15 protein-coding genes and 1 other RNA gene are annotated in these 16,431 nt (G+C 51.6%); 7 read left to right on the top strand and 9 right to left on the bottom strand.

Annotation, left to right across the window (positions count from 1 at the left end):
- Window positions 1–117: 117 nt before the first annotated feature.
- Window positions 118–1,194, bottom strand: coding sequence for a PLP-dependent cysteine synthase family protein (locus tag HOY33_RS08110; RefSeq protein WP_172289709.1), 1,077 nt, complete (start codon window positions 1,192–1,194; stop codon window positions 118–120).
- 117 nt (window positions 1,195–1,311) lie between these two features.
- On the opposite strand from HOY33_RS08110, the gene HOY33_RS08115 reads away from it, so the two are divergent.
- The 5 genes from HOY33_RS08115 (at window position 1,312) to amtB (ending at window position 7,396) form a co-directional block, all read left to right on the top strand.
- A complete protein-coding gene (locus HOY33_RS08115; RefSeq protein WP_172289710.1) occupies window positions 1,312–1,773 on the top strand; it encodes an Lrp/AsnC family transcriptional regulator in 462 nt (153 codons plus the stop codon).
- Window positions 1,774–1,850: 77 nt separating this feature from the next.
- Window positions 1,851–3,620: a SmdA family multidrug ABC transporter permease/ATP-binding protein gene (locus HOY33_RS08120; RefSeq protein ID WP_172289711.1), complete on the top strand. Its 1,770-nt coding sequence runs from the start codon at window positions 1,851–1,853 to the stop codon at window positions 3,618–3,620.
- Window positions 3,613–5,394, top strand: a complete 1,782-nt coding sequence (locus HOY33_RS08125) for a SmdB family multidrug efflux ABC transporter permease/ATP-binding protein (RefSeq protein WP_172289712.1) — start codon at window positions 3,613–3,615, stop codon at window positions 5,392–5,394. Before HOY33_RS08120 ends, HOY33_RS08125 begins: the two co-directional genes overlap by 8 nt.
- A gap of 340 nt (window positions 5,395–5,734) precedes the next feature.
- Window positions 5,735–6,073: a P-II family nitrogen regulator gene (glnK, locus tag HOY33_RS08130; RefSeq protein ID WP_002208627.1), complete on the top strand. Its 339-nt coding sequence runs from the start codon at window positions 5,735–5,737 to the stop codon at window positions 6,071–6,073.
- A gap of 36 nt (window positions 6,074–6,109) precedes the next feature.
- Complete coding sequence (gene amtB / locus HOY33_RS08135) at window positions 6,110–7,396, top strand: ammonium transporter AmtB (RefSeq protein WP_172289713.1); 1,287 nt, start codon at window positions 6,110–6,112, stop codon at window positions 7,394–7,396.
- A gap of 69 nt (window positions 7,397–7,465) precedes the next feature.
- Here amtB and tesB read toward each other — a convergent pair whose 3' ends face one another.
- Window positions 7,466–8,329 carry an acyl-CoA thioesterase II gene (gene tesB, locus HOY33_RS08140; RefSeq protein WP_172289714.1) on the bottom strand — a complete coding sequence of 288 codons (864 nt, stop codon included), beginning with the start codon at window positions 8,327–8,329 and terminating at the stop codon, window positions 7,466–7,468.
- Between the two features lie 229 nt (window positions 8,330–8,558).
- On the opposite strand from tesB, the gene HOY33_RS08145 reads away from it, so the two are divergent.
- Complete coding sequence (locus HOY33_RS08145) at window positions 8,559–9,110, top strand: YbaY family lipoprotein (protein WP_172289715.1); 552 nt, start codon at window positions 8,559–8,561, stop codon at window positions 9,108–9,110.
- Between the two features lie 27 nt (window positions 9,111–9,137).
- On the opposite strand, the gene HOY33_RS08150 is transcribed toward HOY33_RS08145, so the two are convergent.
- Window positions 9,138–9,458, bottom strand: a complete 321-nt coding sequence (locus tag HOY33_RS08150) for an MGMT family protein (protein ID WP_172289716.1) — start codon at window positions 9,456–9,458, stop codon at window positions 9,138–9,140.
- A gap of 176 nt (window positions 9,459–9,634) precedes the next feature.
- Between HOY33_RS08150 and ffs the strand changes: the two genes are divergently transcribed.
- Window positions 9,635–9,731: signal recognition particle sRNA small type (gene ffs, locus HOY33_RS08155), an RNA gene on the top strand.
- Between the two features lie 473 nt (window positions 9,732–10,204).
- Here ffs and HOY33_RS08160 read toward each other — a convergent pair.
- The 6 genes from HOY33_RS08160 to HOY33_RS08185 form a co-directional block, all read right to left on the bottom strand.
- Window positions 10,205–10,408 (bottom strand): HHA domain-containing protein, encoded by a 204-nt coding sequence (locus HOY33_RS08160; RefSeq protein ID WP_009114000.1) that lies wholly within the window; start codon window positions 10,406–10,408, stop codon window positions 10,205–10,207.
- 56 nt (window positions 10,409–10,464) lie between these two features.
- Window positions 10,465–10,833 (bottom strand): Hha toxicity modulator TomB, encoded by a 369-nt coding sequence (gene tomB, locus HOY33_RS08165; protein WP_172289717.1) that lies wholly within the window; start codon window positions 10,831–10,833, stop codon window positions 10,465–10,467.
- 555 nt (window positions 10,834–11,388) lie between these two features.
- The gene (gene ykgO / locus HOY33_RS08170; protein ID WP_136165254.1) at window positions 11,389–11,532 is read right to left on the bottom strand and encodes a type B 50S ribosomal protein L36; all 144 of its coding nucleotides are present in this window, start codon (window positions 11,530–11,532) and stop codon (window positions 11,389–11,391) included.
- A 14-nt stretch (window positions 11,533–11,546) separates the two neighbouring features.
- Window positions 11,547–11,798, bottom strand: coding sequence for a type B 50S ribosomal protein L31 (locus HOY33_RS08175; RefSeq protein WP_172289718.1), 252 nt, complete (start codon window positions 11,796–11,798; stop codon window positions 11,547–11,549).
- Window positions 11,799–11,966: 168 nt separating this feature from the next.
- The gene (locus HOY33_RS08180; RefSeq protein ID WP_172289719.1) at window positions 11,967–15,116 is read right to left on the bottom strand and encodes an efflux RND transporter permease subunit; all 3,150 of its coding nucleotides are present in this window, start codon (window positions 15,114–15,116) and stop codon (window positions 11,967–11,969) included.
- A 16-nt stretch (window positions 15,117–15,132) separates the two neighbouring features.
- Window positions 15,133–16,323: an efflux RND transporter periplasmic adaptor subunit gene (locus tag HOY33_RS08185; protein ID WP_172289720.1), complete on the bottom strand. Its 1,191-nt coding sequence runs from the start codon at window positions 16,321–16,323 to the stop codon at window positions 15,133–15,135.
- Window positions 16,324–16,431: the final 108 nt, after the last annotated feature.

Raw genomic sequence — 16,431 nt, forward strand, 5'->3', positions numbered from 1 at the left:
CATTCACCTTGACGCATTGAGCCTCAAGGCGAACGGGCTGCCCTGAGGGGGAAAACCGCTATGTTACCTGAAAAAGCGTCGCCGTTCAGCGATGCGGCGCTTTCTCTTGCACAGGCGTCAGGCCATGTCCAGCGCCGCCGCGGAGTTGGATTCTGCTTTGGCGTTCAGCATATTGAGATAGGGCGTAAGGTCGCCGATATTTTTTTCAACCCAGGCGCTGTTGTAGTAGGTGTCCAGATAGCGTTCTCCGCTATCGCATAGCAGGGTAACAATCGCGCCCTGTTTACCCTGCGCCATCATTTGCCGGGCCAAATGCAGCATTCCCCAGACATTGGTGCCGGTGGACGCGCCAACCTTGCGGCCCAGAATGCCTTCCAGCCAGTAGAGCGTGGCAATGCTGGCCGCGTCAGGAACGCGTATCATGCTGTCGATAACCTCGGGAATAAATGACGGCTCCGCCCGTGGGCGGCCAATGCCTTCGATTCGACTGCCGCATTTGCCGATAAGGGCGCGATCGCGCTGTTGATAGCAGTCGTAGAAAACGGAGTTTTCAGGATCGACCACCACCAGTTGCGTATTCAGCCCCTGATAGCGGATGTAGCGTCCCAGTGTCGCTGAGGTGCCGCCAGTACCGGCGCTCATGACAATATAGTCGGGGACTGCGTAGGGTTCGCGTGACATCTGGCGATAGATGCTGTCGGCGATATTATTATTGCCTCGCCAGTCGGTCGCCCGCTCGGCGTAGGTAAACTGATCCATATAATGGCCGTTCAGTTGTCGGGCTAATTGCTCCGAGGCCGCATAGATTTGTCCGGCCTGTTCGACGAAATGGCATTGTCCGCCATAAAAAGCGATTTGCTCGATTTTCCGTTTGGCGGTGCAGGCGGGCATAACGGCGATAAACGGCAGCCCCAGCAGGCGGGCGAAATACGCTTCGGAGACGGCCGTGCTGCCGGATGAGGCTTCGATGATCGGCGTTCCTTGTTTTATCCAGCCGTTACACAGGCCATACAGGAATAAAGAGCGGGCCAGCCGGTGTTTTAGGCTGCCGCTGGGATGCGTGCTTTCGTCTTTTAAATAGAAATAAATACCGGGGTAATCCGGTAAGGTTAGTCGGATCAGGTGCGTATCAGCTGAACGTTGGAAATCAGCTTCTATGGCATGGATAGCGTTTTTTACCCAGGTGTTGGTCATGATGTCGGTCCGTTCAGCATTGATGATGAGTAGATTACCGAGTTTTCAGGAAAAAAAGGTTGCCTTTTTATCTTCAAATGGGGCAGTTTAGAGGAAAGTTTTCTACGGAATGGCGTTATGTTAGATAAAATAGACCGTGCTTTATTGGGCTTATTGCAACAGGACTGTACGCTTTCGCTGCAAACGCTGGCTGAGTCGGTGAATCTGACCTCGACGCCCTGCTGGAAAAGGCTGAAGAAGCTGGAAGAAGAGGGCTATATCCGGGCGCGCGTCGCATTACTGGATAACGAACGATTGGGGTTGGGGCTAACGGCGTTCGTATTGCTCAAGACTCAGCAACACAATAGCGAGTGGTATCAAACGTTCACCCGCGTGGTGTCGGAAATGCCTGAAGTATTGTCTTTCTATCGGATGGCCGGAGAGTATGATTATCTTATGCAGGTGCAGGTCGCTGATATGAAAAGCTATGATGATTTTTATAAGCGCTTGGTGAACGGCATTCCCGGGCTGGTGGATGTGACATCCAGTTTTGCCATGGAGCGCATCAAATACACTACGGCACTGCCATTATCGCTGTAATTCATCAGCCATCGGTTTCTGTATAATCATTTTTCCGGGTTCATACCAACTCCTCTGAATATTGGAATCAAAACTGCGTGAGACTGTTTGCTCAACTAAGCTGGTATTTCCGTCGAGAATGGCGGCGCTATTTAGGCGCGGTGGCCTTGTTGATTATGATCGCCATTCTGCAATTGCTGCCCCCCAGACTGGTCGGCGTGGTGGTTGATGGCGTCACGCAACACAATATGCCCGCGGCCGAGATCATGAAGTGGATCGGCGTTATGCTGCTGACCGCGGCAATGGTCTATCTGCTGCGTTGTGTCTGGCGCGTTTTGCTGTTCGGCGCATCCTATCAATTGGCGGTTGAGTTACGTGAAGATTTTTACCGTCAACTCAGTCGCCAGCATCCTGCTTTCTATTTCCGCCACCGCACCGGCGACTTGATGGCTCGCGCCACCAATGATGTTGACCGCGTGGTCTTTGCCGCCGGCGAGGGGGTGCTGACGCTGGTCGATTCGATGGTGATGGGGTGCGCGGTTCTGGTTGTCATGTGCACCCAGATAAGCTGGCAACTGACATTGCTGGCGCTGTTGCCGATGCCGATCATGGCGCTGATTATCAAACACTACGGCACACAGTTGCATCACCGTTTTAAATCGGCTCAGGCGGCATTTTCCTCGCTTAACGATCAGGCGCAGGAAAGTCTGACCAGCATTCGCATGATTAAATCGTTTGGTCTGGAAGACTATCAGTCGGCGCGTTTTGCTCAGGTCGCCGCGGATGCGGGGGCCAAGAACATGTATGTCGCACGGGTAGATGCGCGATTCGATCCCACTATTTACATTGCTATCGGGCTGTCGCATCTGCTGGCTATCGGCGGCGGCAGTTGGATGGTGATCAATGGCTCATTGACGCTGGGGCTATTGACCAGTTTTGTTATGTATCTCGGTTTGATGATTTGGCCGATGTTGGCGCTGGCGTGGATGTTCAATATCGTTGAACGCGGCAGCGCGGCCTATAGCCGTATTCGCCAGCTACTGTCGGAAGATCTGGTCGTCACGGACGGCACGCAATCCCTGCCGGCTGAGCGTGGCGCGCTTGAGGTTAATATTCATGCGTTTCATTATCCTGATAGCCCCCGAGGGGTGCTGAAAGATGTCAACTTTACGCTGAAGCCGGGAAAGGTGCTCGGGCTGTGCGGCCCTACCGGCTCAGGCAAAAGTACCTTGCTGGCGCTTATTCTTCGCCACTTTAATATTGAGTCAGGCGATATTCGCTATCATAACGTTCCCTTGTCGAGCATTCGGCTGGATGAATTGCGTCACCGTTTTGCCGTCGTGGGGCAAACACCGTTCCTGTTTTCTGATTCGGTGGCGAACAATATTGCGTTGGGGCGCCCTGACGCCACCCGGCAACATATCGAACAAGCCGCCCGCCTGGCCAGCGTGCATGATGACATTCTGCGGCTTCCGCAAGGGTATGACACCGAAGTGGGGGAGCGCGGCGTCATGTTGTCCGGCGGTCAGAAACAGCGCATCGCGATTGCCCGGGCGTTATTGCTGGAAGCGGAAATTCTGATCCTGGATGACGCCTTGTCCGCGGTTGACGGGCGGACGGAACATCAGATCCTGCAAAATCTTAAACAGTGGGGCGAGCAGCGGACATTGATTATCAGCGCGCACCGACTCTCTGCTTTAACGGAGGCGAATGAGATCCTGGTGCTCCAGCACGGGCAGACCATTCAACGAGGCAGTCATCGTCAGCTTGTCGCCCAGGCCGGCTGGTATCGCGATATGTACCGCTATCAGCAATTAGAAGCCGCACTGGATGATGTGCCGCTGGCGGAAGGGGAAAACAATGAATAGTCCTCGACAGCTTTGGCCGACATTAAAACGGTTGCTGGCCTACGGCTCGCCGTGGCGTAAGCCGTTGGCGGTGGGGATAGTGATGTTGTGGGTGGCCGCCGCCGCTGAGGTTTCCGGCCCGGTTCTGGTGAGTTACTTTATTGACCATCTTGTGGCGAAAGGCGAGTTTCCGTATGCGTTGGCCGCTGGATTGGCCGCCGCCTATCTCCTGTTGCAGATTCTGGCCGCCGTGCTGCACTATTTCCAGACACTGTTATTTAACCGGGTGGCCGTCGGGGTTGTGCAACAGCTGCGCACTGACGTCATGGACGCGGCACTGCGTCAGCCGCTCAGCACTTTCGATACTCAACCGGTCGGGCAGCTGATATCGCGTGTAACCAACGACACGGAGGTGGTGAAAGATCTGTATGTCATGGTGGTGTCAACGGCATTGCGCAGCGCAGCGCTGATTGGCGCCATGCTGGTGGCGATGTTTAGCCTGGATTGGCGGATGGCGCTGGTCGCGCTGACGATTTTCCCGGCGGTGTTGACCGTCATGATGATCTATCAGCGTTACAGTACGCCCATCGTGCGCCGGGTGCGTAGTTATCTGGCGGACATTAACGACGGCTTCAATGAAGTTATCAACGGCATGGGCGTTATTCAGCAATTTCGCCAGCAGGCGCGCTTTGGTGAAAAGCTGGGCAACGCCAGCCGCGAGCATTATCGGGCGCGTATGCAGACGCTGCGGTTGGATGGGTTTCTGTTGCGTCCGTTGCTCAGCCTGTTTTCGGCGCTGGTGCTGTGCGGGCTGTTGATGCAATTTGGCTTTAGTTCCGTAGGCACGGTCGGGGTTGGCGTGCTGTATGCGTTTATTAATTATCTCGGGCGCCTAAACGAGCCATTAATTGAGTTGACCACCCAGCAGTCGATGTTGCAACAGGCGGTGGTCGCCGGTGAACGGATCTTCGAACTGATGGACGGGGCGAAGCAAGGCTATGGCGGCGACGCGCGGCCGCTTACCCAGGGGCGCGTCGAGATTAATGATGTTTCCTTTTCTTACGGTACGGACAAAAACGTCCTGCAACATATCTCACTGACTATACCGGCCCGGGGGTTTGTTGCGCTGGTCGGGCATACCGGCAGCGGCAAAAGTACGCTGGCCAGCCTGTTGATGGGATATTACTCGCCGGATAAAGGTGAAATTCTTCTGGATGGGCGTCCGTTGCCGACCTTATCGCATCAGGCGTTACGCCAGAGCATCGCGATGGTGCAGCAGGATCCCGTGGTGCTGGCTGAGTCTATGTATACCAATGTTACGTTGGGCCGTGATATCAGTGAAGACGACGTATGGCGAGTGCTCGATATTGTGCAGCTATCCGATCTGGTGCGTTCGTTTCCTGACGGGCTCCATACTCACGTTGGGGAGCAGGGGAACAATTTGTCCACCGGGCAGAAACAGCTGTTGGCGATCGCCAGGGTGCTGGTGCAAACCCCCAAGATCCTGATCCTGGATGAAGCAACCGCGAACATTGATTCCGGAACGGAACAGGCGGTGCAAAAGGCGTTAAACATCATACGGGCGCAAACCACGCTGATTGTTATCGCTCATCGCTTATCGACGATTGTCGAGGCCGACACGATTATGGTGCTCCATCATGGACAAACCGTCGAACAAGGCACGCACGAGCAGTTGTTGCGCCAGCAGGGACGTTATTACCAGATGTATCAGTTGCAACTGGCGGGAGAGGAACTGGCGGCGGCGGTTACCCATGAGTCTGCTCCGGTGTCGTGATCGGGATGCACCTATAAGTACAACCACAGGCCGCGGGCTGTTCGTTGCTTCGCACCATCACTAAGCATATTCATTCTGTTTTTAGCCGCCATGCACTAAAATTACGCGTATTGCACCTAAGTGGTGCGATGCGTGCGCCGCTTTATTTGATTTTTTTTCTCCGGAGAGTCTTTTCTCGCCATCAACAGACCTGAACCACGTTCGGTTCCTTGATATCCGTAAGATAAATCATTTATGGCACACCCTTTGCTTTAATCATTGCGTGAAGATAATTCGAAACGATCGTAATCCGAGATAGCAGCGGACGTAAGTCTGAACTTAACGGTTAGGGGGATGATGAATGAAACTGGTTACTGTGGTGATAAAACCATTCAAGCTGGAAGATGTGCGCGAAGCCTTATCTTCCGTCGGCATTCAGGGACTCACGGTCACTGAAGTGAAAGGATTTGGACGTCAGAAAGGGCACGCTGAGTTGTATCGTGGCGCGGAATACAGCGTTAACTTTTTGCCAAAAGTAAAAATTGATATCGCGATTGCTGATGATCAACTGGATGAGGTTATTGATGTGATCAGTAAAGCGGCCTATACCGGAAAAATTGGCGATGGTAAGATTTTTGTCGCTGAATTACAAAGAGTTATTCGTATTCGTACCGGCGAAACCGACGAAGCCGCACTTTAACGCCTGACTTAGATTCGTAAATAGGGATGGATGAAAATGAAAAAACTTGTCTCCTCATTAGGTCTTGGTGTGGCTGCTTTGCTCCCGTCCTGGGCGATGGCTGCCGCACCAACGATCGATAAAGCAGATAATGCGTTTATTATGATTTGTACCGCGTTGGTACTGTTTATGACTATACCTGGAATTGCCCTGTTTTATGGCGGTCTGATTCGTTCCAAGAACGTGCTTTCCATGCTGTCTCAGGTGATAATTTCTTTTGCGCTGGTTTGTATTCTATGGGTCGTCTACGGCTATAGCCTGGCTTTCAGTGAAGGTAACGCTTTCTTTGGCGGTTTTTCCAACTTCATGTTGAACGGTATTACCATTGATTCGATCACCGGAACATTTTATCAGTATGTTCATGTGGCTTATCAGGCTTCTTTCGCCTGTATCACTGTGGCGCTGATTGTGGGAGCCATTGCTGAGCGTATCCGTTTCTCTGCGGTGCTGATCTTTGTTGCGCTGTGGCTGACTTTCTCCTACCTGCCGATGACCCATATGGTATGGGGTGGCGGTTATCTGGCGGCCGATGGCGCTCTGGACTTTGCAGGCGGCACCGTCGTGCATATTAACGCCGCTGTCGCGGGTCTGGTCGGCGCTTATCTGCTGGGCAAACGCGCCGGTTTCGGTAAAGAAGCCTTTAAACCCCACAATCTGCCGATGGTGTTTATTGGTACGGCGATTCTGTACATCGGTTGGTTCGGCTTTAACGCCGGTTCTGCGGGTGCGGCGAATGGCGTTGCGGGTCTGGCTTTTCTGAATACGGTTGTCGCAACCGCCGCTGCGATTCTGGCATGGGTCGTCGGTGAGTGGATGGCGCGCGGTAAGCCTTCACTGTTGGGCGCGTGCTCGGGTTGTATCGCCGGTCTGGTGGCGATTACGCCTGCTGCGGGTACGGTTGGAGTCGGCGGCGCGTTGATCATCGGTCTGGCGGGTGGTTTTGCCGGTCTGTGGGGCGTCACTGTACTGAAAAGATGGCTGCGCGTGGATGACCCATGCGATGTGTTCGGTGTCCATGGCATCTGCGGTATCGTGGGTTGTATTCTGACCGGCGTATTCACTTCCGCATCCCTGGGCGGCGTCGGCTATGCCGAAGGCGTGACTATGGCTCAGCAGGTTTGGGTGCAGTTGTTCAGCGTTATCGTCTGCTTCGTATGGTCTGGCGTGGCGGCTTTCATCGCGTTCAAAGTGGCCGATATGATTGTAGGTCTGCGCGTACCGGAAGAGCAGGAGCGCGAAGGTCTGGACGTCAACAGCCATGGCGAGAATGCATACAACCAGTAAGTAGTATAAACAGAGGTTGATGAACAGGGCGCCGGACGATCTCCGCGCCCTGTTTTTTTTTATGGCTTCTTAATGTGGGAGTCGGCGCATAACGCCTTCTTGTATGCTGGAGGCCACCAGCACACCGTCGCGGGTATAAAATTGTCCGCGTACAAAACCTCTGGCGCCAGAGGCGGATGTGCTTTCTACGGTATACAGCAGCCAGTCATCCAGACGAAAATTACGGTGGAACCACATCGAGTGGTCGATAGTGGCTACCTGCATGCCAGGCTCCAGAAAACCGACGCCGTGCGGCTGTAACGCCGTTAACAAAAAATTACAGTCGGACGTATAGCCAAGCAGGTACTGATGGATATGTTCATCATCCGGCAATGATCCGTTGGCGCGGCACCAGACGTGTCGTATCGGCTCTTCCACTTTTCCTTTCAGCGGGTTATGAAACTTTACCGGACGCATCTCAATGGGCCGTGGACGGGTGAACTTATCGCGAAATTGTGGCGGTAATAGGTGCGCCATACTTTGCGCAATATCCTGCTCCGACTTGAGATCTTCCGGCGGAGTAACCACCGGCATCACATTCTGATGTTCAAAACCCACCTCATGAGATTGGAATGACGCCGTCATATAGAAAATCGGTTTCCCGTTCTGAATGGCGCTGACCCGACGGGCGCTGAAGCTATGGCCGTCACGCAGATTTTCCACATCATAAATAATGGGTTTCTGACTATCGCCAGGTAACAGAAAGTAGCTGTGAAATGAATGGACGCCGCGGTCTGTTGGAACAGTCTGTTTGGCGGCTGACAGCGCCTGACCCACCACTTGACCGCCGAATACCTGACGCAGTCCTAAATCATCGCTTTGTCCCCGAAATAATCCTTCCTCAATTTTCTCCAGATTAAGGAGGTCGAGGAGATTTTGTAATGCCTGGCTCATGGTATCGGCCTCATTGATTGAGAATCATTTTGAAAGTAACACGATGTGGAATTCTTCCATAACTAATTTAGTTACGGAGCTAACGGGTTGAAATTAGTGATTTAAATCATTTATCAAAAAATATCAGAATTTTGCACCATAATTATTCTATTAAGTGACTCATACTCTTTAAAGAACGCTGGTTTCTCTGAAATCGGCAGACTGACAATAATAAAAGGAGATAGACCGAATGAAATTATGGCATATTTTAGGTGGTATCACGTTATCGATGACGTTGGCGGCCTGTGCTGAGAAGAGCGACTATGGTGTTTCTCCTCATACCGGCGCGCCGGTAACCAGCGTCTCTAGCCAGCATCCGGCGGTAGCAATGCCGGCGGTCAGCGGGACGGTCAATATTCGTCAACGTATTGCCTTACCGCCTAATGCGGTCGTGACGGTAACGGTATCCGATGCAACGTTGGCAGATGCGCCTTCAAAAGTGATTACCCAGCGCGTAACCCGCACTGAAGGGAAACAGGCGCCGTTCCAGTTTGTGTTGCCGTATAACCCGGCGGACATTCAACCTAATGCCCGCATTTTACTCAGCGCCGCTATTGCGATAGATAACAGAATCGTGATGGTGACGGAAAATGTCTTACCGGTTATCACTAATGGTGTGAATAATGCCGATCTGGTTATGGTGCCGGTCGCATCCGTTCCTTTACCGGCAAAAAGCACCGGTTCATTGACATCAGCGCCTTCGTCAATAACGCCATCGGCCCCCGTATCATCCAGTTGGTAACCAGCCAAAACGGTACGCGTCAGCGTGTTATGACGCGTACCGCCAGCGGAACTTATCAAGATCGATTCTCCCCTGACGATTAAACATAACTCCCTCGGCCCGTAACGCTGACTTTTGGCGCTGGCGATCGGCACCGATAAGCGATATCTCACCTTTGCGATTAATAACCCGATGCCAGGGGAGTTTACTGCCTTCAGGCAAACGTTTTAATACACCGCCTACTTGTCTGGAAGCGCGGGGGGAACCCGCAAGAAGAGCGACATCGCCATAGGTTGCAATTTTTCCGTAAGGGATGGCGGCCACGATTTGAAAAACACGTTGGCGAAAACTGTCATGTTCTGCGGTCATCAAAGGATCTCGGTATTTCCAGCGCTAAATGGTGAAGAACCTATAGTGGCATAGTGTATTGGGCAAGAAAACACCGGTTAGACGGCGTCAGCTTGCAATTGAACCGTCCATCACCCATAATGCCCACCGCTCTATAGTAACCCATGTGTTAGTAGAAGAGCTGTCAATGGAGGCCCTGTCGGTTCTCCCGCAACACTAACCTGTGGACTCGGTCAGGTCCGGAAGGAAGCAGCCGCAGCAGGAGACGTGTGTGCCGGGATGTAGCTGGCAGGGCCTCCACCAATTCTCCCCCAGTGTTTATTCCCTGCGCTTTGTCGGGTGCCATACTCGTTACGCCATTATGGAAACTGCTTTTAGGTATGCTCGCGCACTGGTCTACATAATGTAGCGGCAATAGCCGACGCGTAACGTGCGTTTATTGGCACAATCTATTTGGTTATCAAACGATGTGTTTTTAATAACAAACTATCCGCAGCGATTTATCTGTACGAGTTATGTTTACTTAAATGGGTACTGAATAATCAGGGTTATTAGACCTGGCGCGGTCAGCCGTTGGATTGATGATTAAGTATAAAACATGGTGTTCTCATGGCTTTTATAAAAGTCACTATTCTAATTATTTCTTTTATCTGGAATACACTTTTTTACACGTCTTGCTTTATTACAAAGACAGCAGAAACAAAGGCCGATAATGTTATCGGCGCAATGTATTTTATATCGGTACTTATGTGCTTTACGTCAAAGAATTAACGGACGTATTTCCATACTGCGGTGGGGACTTTGTCATAGAGTTTGTTCATCGTCAGTTCTGCCAGACGATGATCCGCAGCGGAATAGAACATCTCCAGTTCATCATTGGAGAGTTCGTACTTGTTTTTCTCAATAACGCGTTCTAGCGTGTCAATGGTTGTGCATTTACGTAAACGCATCAAATAATCGATTTTTTTCATGTTGGCCTTTATGCGAACAGTACCTGGTGGTTAATTAATATAAGATAAATTATTGCTTAAGTTTTAGCCGGCGTACAGATGTTCCCTTCTGAGAACATTCCGAATAATCTTTCTTTAGATTTCTGCCATCCGCGCAACTCCGCATCATTGATGCCGTAGTTGCTAAACAGTACATAGGTATCATCTAAATACTTTTCAACTCGCTGAGAAAGCTCGCTTTCATCAGGGTATTTTATTTTATATGTAAGAATAAATGTAGCGATATGTTCAATAAGTTCATTTAATTGGAGATTGATCGCAGATGTCGGGTCATTGACCCAGCCGTGGCTGCTATCGCCTAACGTTGCAATGCTTTCGTCGCACAGATTTTCACATAAGAATCTGAGTTGGGCAATATCATAATGTTTGGGTGTGTACTCATCCATATCAATCCCTCCGTTAAGCCGTTATTCAGTGTGACTGAGACTGACATAACTCATAAGAGAATAGCCTTACCATGTTTCTACAATCAATCATGGTGTCTACAAGCGAGATTTCAACGTCATGGATTTCGACAACCACAATTTAGCCTGCAATGGTTTTTACACCTCCCGATATCGGCAGCCTATTTTCGTTTTAATGGACGCGGGCATGCTGATGCTATCTTGATACCTATCATACCGCCCTGTATATAACTATAGCAAAAGAGTCGGTAAGATTCTCGAACATTAGATAAGGTTTTTCGTGCTATTTGTCGTGATTAAATCACTGAACTTTAAGGCAGCGGAATGGTGATGGAAATATCCTAATATTAGCTTATTAAATTAATTTGTGTTTAGACTCCGGCCCTATGGCATAAGAAGTGGCGGGGTAGTCGTATATGTAAAGAAAAGACGTCACGGGCCATTTTTATCCTATTGTTTTGTCTGTTTTTATTCAATTGTTAAAAAAGCTCTGTTACATATATAACAGAGCTGTAGTGAATTGTTACAGGTAAATGATTAGCCTTTTTTCTTTTTTCTGCCCTGTACGGCTTTAAACCGAGGGTTGGTTTTGCATATCACGTAGATACGTCCGCGACGGCGTACTACGATACAGTCTTTATGGCGGTTTTTCGCGGAGCGCAGCGAACTAAGCACCTGCATCTGAATATTCCTCTCTATTTACTGAAGAAACGCCCAAAACGCTGCTGGAAGCGCGCAGTGCTGCCCTCTTTGGCGTACTCTTTCTGCTTCCCGGTATAGTAAGGATGGGATGCGGAAGAAACATCAATGGTGACATAAGGATAGCTAACGCCTTCCAGTTCGATAGTACGCTCGGTTTGGATGGTTGAACCGACCCTATAATACGCATCGGCACTGGTATCATGAAACACCACTGTCCGGTAGTCAGGATGAATGCCTGTTTTCATATCGCCTCTATTGTTATGTTATAACATAACTTAATATTGCGCTTTTTTGCCATGCGGATCAACCTTGATATTTATAAGGTCATGGTTCGTTCAGCGCCTGCGATGCGTTGAAGGGGAGGGGGCAATAAAAAAGGCCGCGGAGGCGGCCTTTTGAAATCAGAGAGAGGATTAGTGATGATCTGTCTGCTGATTATGTGGTTCTAAATCTTCGTTTTTCTTTCCGAAGCGGCGGCGAACCACCACAAAGAATACCGGAACGAAGAAGATCGCCAACACGGTAGCAGTAATCATCCCGCCCATTACGCCAGTACCCACGGCGTTCTGAGCGCCGGAACCCGCTCCGGAGCTGATAACCAGCGGGACAACCCCGAGGATAAAGGCGAGGGAGGTCATCAGGATCGGACGCAAACGCATACGTACCGCATCCAGCGTCGCCTCAACAAGCCCTTTGCCTTCTTTTTCCATCAGGTCTTTGGCAAACTCGACGATCAGTATGGCGTTCTTTGCCGACAGCCCAATGGTTGTCAGCATGCCCACCTTGAAGTAAACGTCGTTCTCAAGGCCGCGCATGGATGCGGCGATAACCGCACCCAGAATCCCCAAAGGTACGACCAGCATAACCGAGAAGGGAATCGACCAGCTTTCGTACAGGGCCGCCAGACACAGGAACACGACAATCAGGGAGATGGTATACAGCGCCGGGGCCTGGCTACCAGACAATCGTTCCTGGTAGGACATGCCTGTCCATTCATACCCAATGCCTTGCGGCAGCTTGGTGACGAACTCTTCCATCAGCGCCATGGCTTCACCGGTACTTTTACCTGGCGTCGCTTCACCCTGAATCTGCATGGATGGCTGGCCGTTGTAACGTTCCAGACGCGGAGAACCATATTCCCAGTGGCTTTGTGAGAACGAGGAGAAAGGAACCATTTGCCCATTGCTGCCGCGTACATACCAGTTTTTGATATCATCCGGCAGCATACGGAACGGCGCGTCCCCCTGAACATAGACTTTCTTCACCCGGCCGCGATCGATAAAGTCGTTAACATAACTTCCGCCCAGCGCCGTTGCCAGCGTGGCATTGACATCCGACAGGGAAACGCCAAGGGCGAGGACTTTTTCCTGATCGATATCGAGCCGGAACTGCGGCGTATCTTCCATGCCGTTAGGACGAACCTGCACCAGCGTATCTGGTCGTTGCGCGGCCATGCCCAACAGTTGATTACGCGCCTGGGTTAGCTGTTCATGACCCAGGTTGGCCTGATCGACCAACTGGAAGTCAAAACCGGTGGCCGTTCCCAGTTCGACAATCGCGGGAACGTTCGCGGCGATGGCAATTGCTTCTTTAATCTGACTGAACGCGGCGTTGGCCCTGGCGGCGATAGCTGGAACCTTATTCTCTGCGCCTGAACGCTCACCCCAGTCTTTCAAACTGACGAAGGCCAGGCCGGCATTCTGACCACGGCCGGAGAAGCCGAAACCGTTAACCGAAAAGACTGAGTTGACGGTGTCTTTTTCATTATCCAGATAGTGCCTGGTTATCTTGTCCAGCACTTTCTGGGTATTTTCCTGTGTGGCCCCGGCCGGTAACTGCACGATGTTGAGCAGTACGCCCTGATCTTCTTCAGGCAGGAAGGAACTGGGCAAACGCAGGAACAGGAACGCCAGCCCGACGACAATCAGCAGATAAAGCAGCAGATAGCGGCCGGTGCTGCGAAGAATGTTGCCAACGCTATCGGTGTAATGGTGCGTGCTCTTTTCAAACAGGTTGTTGAACCAGCCGAAGAAGCCTGTTTTCGTTCCGTGATCGCCTTTGGCGATCGGTTTCAACAACGTGGCGCAAAGCGCCGGGGTTAAAATCAGCGCGACTAACACCGAGAGCACCATCGCGGAAACGATGGTAATGGAGAACTGGCGGTAGATAGCGCCGGTAGAGCCGCCGGTAAAGGCCATTGGAACAAATACCGCGGAGAGCACCAGTGCGATCCCAACCAGCGCCCCTTGTATCTGCCCCATTGATTTCTTGGTCGCTTCTTTCGGCGGCAAACCTTCTTCCGCCATCACGCGTTCCACGTTTTCCACCACCACGATGGCGTCATCCACCAAAAGCCCGATCGCCAGCACCATGGCGAACATGGTCAGGGTATTGATGGAATAACCGAGCGCGGAAAGAATGGCGAATGTGCCCAACAGAACCACGGGTACGGCAATCGTCGGGATCAGCGTAGCGCGAAAGTTTTGCAGGAACAGATACATCACCAGGAACACCAGCACGATGGCTTCTACCAGTGTTTTCACCACTTCGTTGATGGAGATTTGAACGAAAGGCGTCGTATCGTAGGGATAAACCACACTTAATCCGGTCGGGAAGAATTCCTGTAGCCGGGATAATTCGGCTTTCACCGCCGATGCCGTATTCAGGGCGTTGGCGCCTGTGGCCAGTTTAATCCCGATACCGGCGGCCGGCTGGCCGTTGTAGCGGGCGATAACGTCATAACCTTCCGCACCAAGCTCAACGCGCGCCACATCTTTCAGGCGTACCTGTGAGCCGTCCGTATTCACCTTCAGCAGAATTTCGGAAAACTCTTCAGCTGATTTCAACCGCGTTTGCGCAATGATCGATGCGTTCAATTGTTGACCCGCAACCGGCGGCGATCCCCCCAACTGACCTGCGGCGATTTGGTTGTTTTGTACCGTAATGGCGGAAGTGACGTCACTGACTGTTAACTGGTAATTGTTCAGTTTGTTCGGATCCAGCCAGATTCGCATGGCATATTGTGCGCCAAATAGCTGAACATCGCCGACCCCGTTGGTACGGCTGATCGGATCCTGCACATTGGCCGCCACGTAGTCGGCTATGTCCTGTTGCGTCATTTCGCCATTATTATTGATAAAGGCGGCGACCATCAGGAAGCTGCTGCTGGATTTCTGGACGTTAACCCCTTGCTGCTGAACTTCCTGCGGCAGGAGGGGCATTGCCAACTGGAGTTTGTTTTGCACCTGAACCTGTGCGATGTCCGGGTCGGTGCCGGCTTCAAAGGTTAGAGTAATCTGCGCGGTGCCTGATGAATCACTGCTGGATGACATATACATCAGGTGATCGATGCCGTTCATATTCTGTTCGATAACCTGCGTCACCGAATCTTGCAGCGTTGAGGCATCCGCTCCCGGATAGCTTGCCGTAACTTCAATTGCCGGCGGGGCAATAGTCGGATATTGAGCGATGGGTAACTTTACAATCGCCAGTGCCCCGGCCAACATCACCACGATGGCGATTACCCACGCAAAAATGGGGCGATCAATAAAAAACTTAGCCATGAATTACCGGCTCCTGTTAAGACTTCGCGGATTCAGCCTGCGACGATTGCGACTGATCATTCTCTTGAGCGACTTCCTTTCCTGTCACCTGTAAACCGGGCTGAATTTTTTGCAAGCCGGTAACAATGACGCGGTCACCCTCTTTTAAACCATCGGTGACGAGCCATGTATTACCGATTGCTTTTGACGTTACCACATTGCGGAGTTCGACTTTATCGCCTTCACCTATAACCATTACCGTCGCCTCGCCTCGCGGGGTACGGCTAACGCCCATCTGCGGAACCAACAATGCGTTGTCCTGCACGCCGGAATCCAGACGTGCGCGAACGAACATACCGGGTAACAGATCGTGTTGCGGGTTGGGGAAGATCGCCCGCAGGGTGATCGAACCGGTCGTTTCATCCACGGTGACATCGGAAAATTCCAACGTACCCGGCTGAGCGTATTCAGCACCATTTTCCAACAGCAGACGAACGTTGGCTTTGCCTTCGCTTTGTTTTAGCTTGCCTTCTTCCAGTTCTTTTTTCAGACGCAGGAAGTCATTGCTTGATTGGGTCACGTCGACGTAAATGGGATCGAGTTGCTGCACGGTGGTTAAGGCGACCGTTTGGCCGCTGGAAACCAGCGCGCCTTCCGTCACCGTCGATTTACCCACCCGGCCTGATATCGGGGCGTTGACCTTGGTATAGGCAAGATTGATTTCGGCATTATCTACCGCGGCCTTGGCTGCCTGCACGCTGGCATCCGCCTGGCGTGACGTCGCGACGGCCTGATCGTAATCCTGCTTACTGATGTAGCTGGTTCCCAGCAAGGGTTTATAACGGTTGACGGTCAGGCGGGCGATTTCAGCGCTTGCCTGGGCCTGAGCCAATGAACCTTTGGCGCTATTGTAATCAGCCTGATAAGGCGCAGGATCGATTTGATATAGCGATGAACCCGCCTGAATATCGCTACCTTCAACAAAATTGCGTTTCAGGATAATCCCACCGACCTGAGGGCGAACTTCGGCGATGCGATAGGCATTGGTTCGGCCCGGCAAATCGGTAGTGACATTCAGCGCTTGCGCTTTCAGCGTCACTATTCCGACTTCAGGCGCCTGTTGCGCACCGGCCTGCTGCTGTTCACTATTATCACATCCTGCGAGAATTAAGCCGCCAGAAAGCATCAGAACTGCCGCCAGAGGCGTTAGCCCTCTGTTTTTGTTCATAGATAAACCTCAAGTGTCCGATTTGAATTGACCAATGGATCACGCGCTTTAAAACCCATTGCTGCGATAATTTTATGTTCATGCTATGTTACATACATACTCGAATGT

The organism is Brenneria sp. hezel4-2-4 (assembly GCF_013155275.1).
GTDB lineage: Bacteria > Pseudomonadota > Gammaproteobacteria > Enterobacterales > Enterobacteriaceae > Brenneria.

What these genes read in the sequence shown, in the direction of transcription:
- HOY33_RS08110 (WP_172289709.1), bottom strand. Translation starts at nt 1,194, where the DNA reads ATGACCAACACCTGGGTAAAAAACGCTATCCATGCCATAGAAGCTGAT.
- HOY33_RS08115 (WP_172289710.1), top strand. Translation starts at nt 1,312, where the DNA reads ATGTTAGATAAAATAGACCGTGCTTTATTGGGCTTATTGCAACAGGAC.
- HOY33_RS08125 (WP_172289712.1), top strand. Translation starts at nt 3,613, where the DNA reads ATGAATAGTCCTCGACAGCTTTGGCCGACATTAAAACGGTTGCTGGCC.
- glnK (WP_002208627.1), top strand. Translation starts at nt 5,735, where the DNA reads ATGAAACTGGTTACTGTGGTGATAAAACCATTCAAGCTGGAAGATGTG.
- amtB (WP_172289713.1), top strand. Translation starts at nt 6,110, where the DNA reads ATGAAAAAACTTGTCTCCTCATTAGGTCTTGGTGTGGCTGCTTTGCTC.
- tesB (WP_172289714.1), bottom strand. Translation starts at nt 8,329, where the DNA reads ATGAGCCAGGCATTACAAAATCTCCTCGACCTCCTTAATCTGGAGAAA.
- HOY33_RS08145 (WP_172289715.1), top strand. Translation starts at nt 8,559, where the DNA reads ATGAAATTATGGCATATTTTAGGTGGTATCACGTTATCGATGACGTTG.
- HOY33_RS08150 (WP_172289716.1), bottom strand. Translation starts at nt 9,458, where the DNA reads ATGACCGCAGAACATGACAGTTTTCGCCAACGTGTTTTTCAAATCGTG.
- HOY33_RS08160 (WP_009114000.1), bottom strand. Translation starts at nt 10,408, where the DNA reads ATGAAAAAAATCGATTATTTGATGCGTTTACGTAAATGCACAACCATT.
- tomB (WP_172289717.1), bottom strand. Translation starts at nt 10,833, where the DNA reads ATGGATGAGTACACACCCAAACATTATGATATTGCCCAACTCAGATTC.
- ykgO (WP_136165254.1), bottom strand. Translation starts at nt 11,532, where the DNA reads ATGCAGGTGCTTAGTTCGCTGCGCTCCGCGAAAAACCGCCATAAAGAC.
- HOY33_RS08175 (WP_172289718.1), bottom strand. Translation starts at nt 11,798, where the DNA reads ATGAAAACAGGCATTCATCCTGACTACCGGACAGTGGTGTTTCATGAT.
- HOY33_RS08180 (WP_172289719.1), bottom strand. Translation starts at nt 15,116, where the DNA reads ATGGCTAAGTTTTTTATTGATCGCCCCATTTTTGCGTGGGTAATCGCC.
- HOY33_RS08185 (WP_172289720.1), bottom strand. Translation starts at nt 16,323, where the DNA reads ATGAACAAAAACAGAGGGCTAACGCCTCTGGCGGCAGTTCTGATGCTT.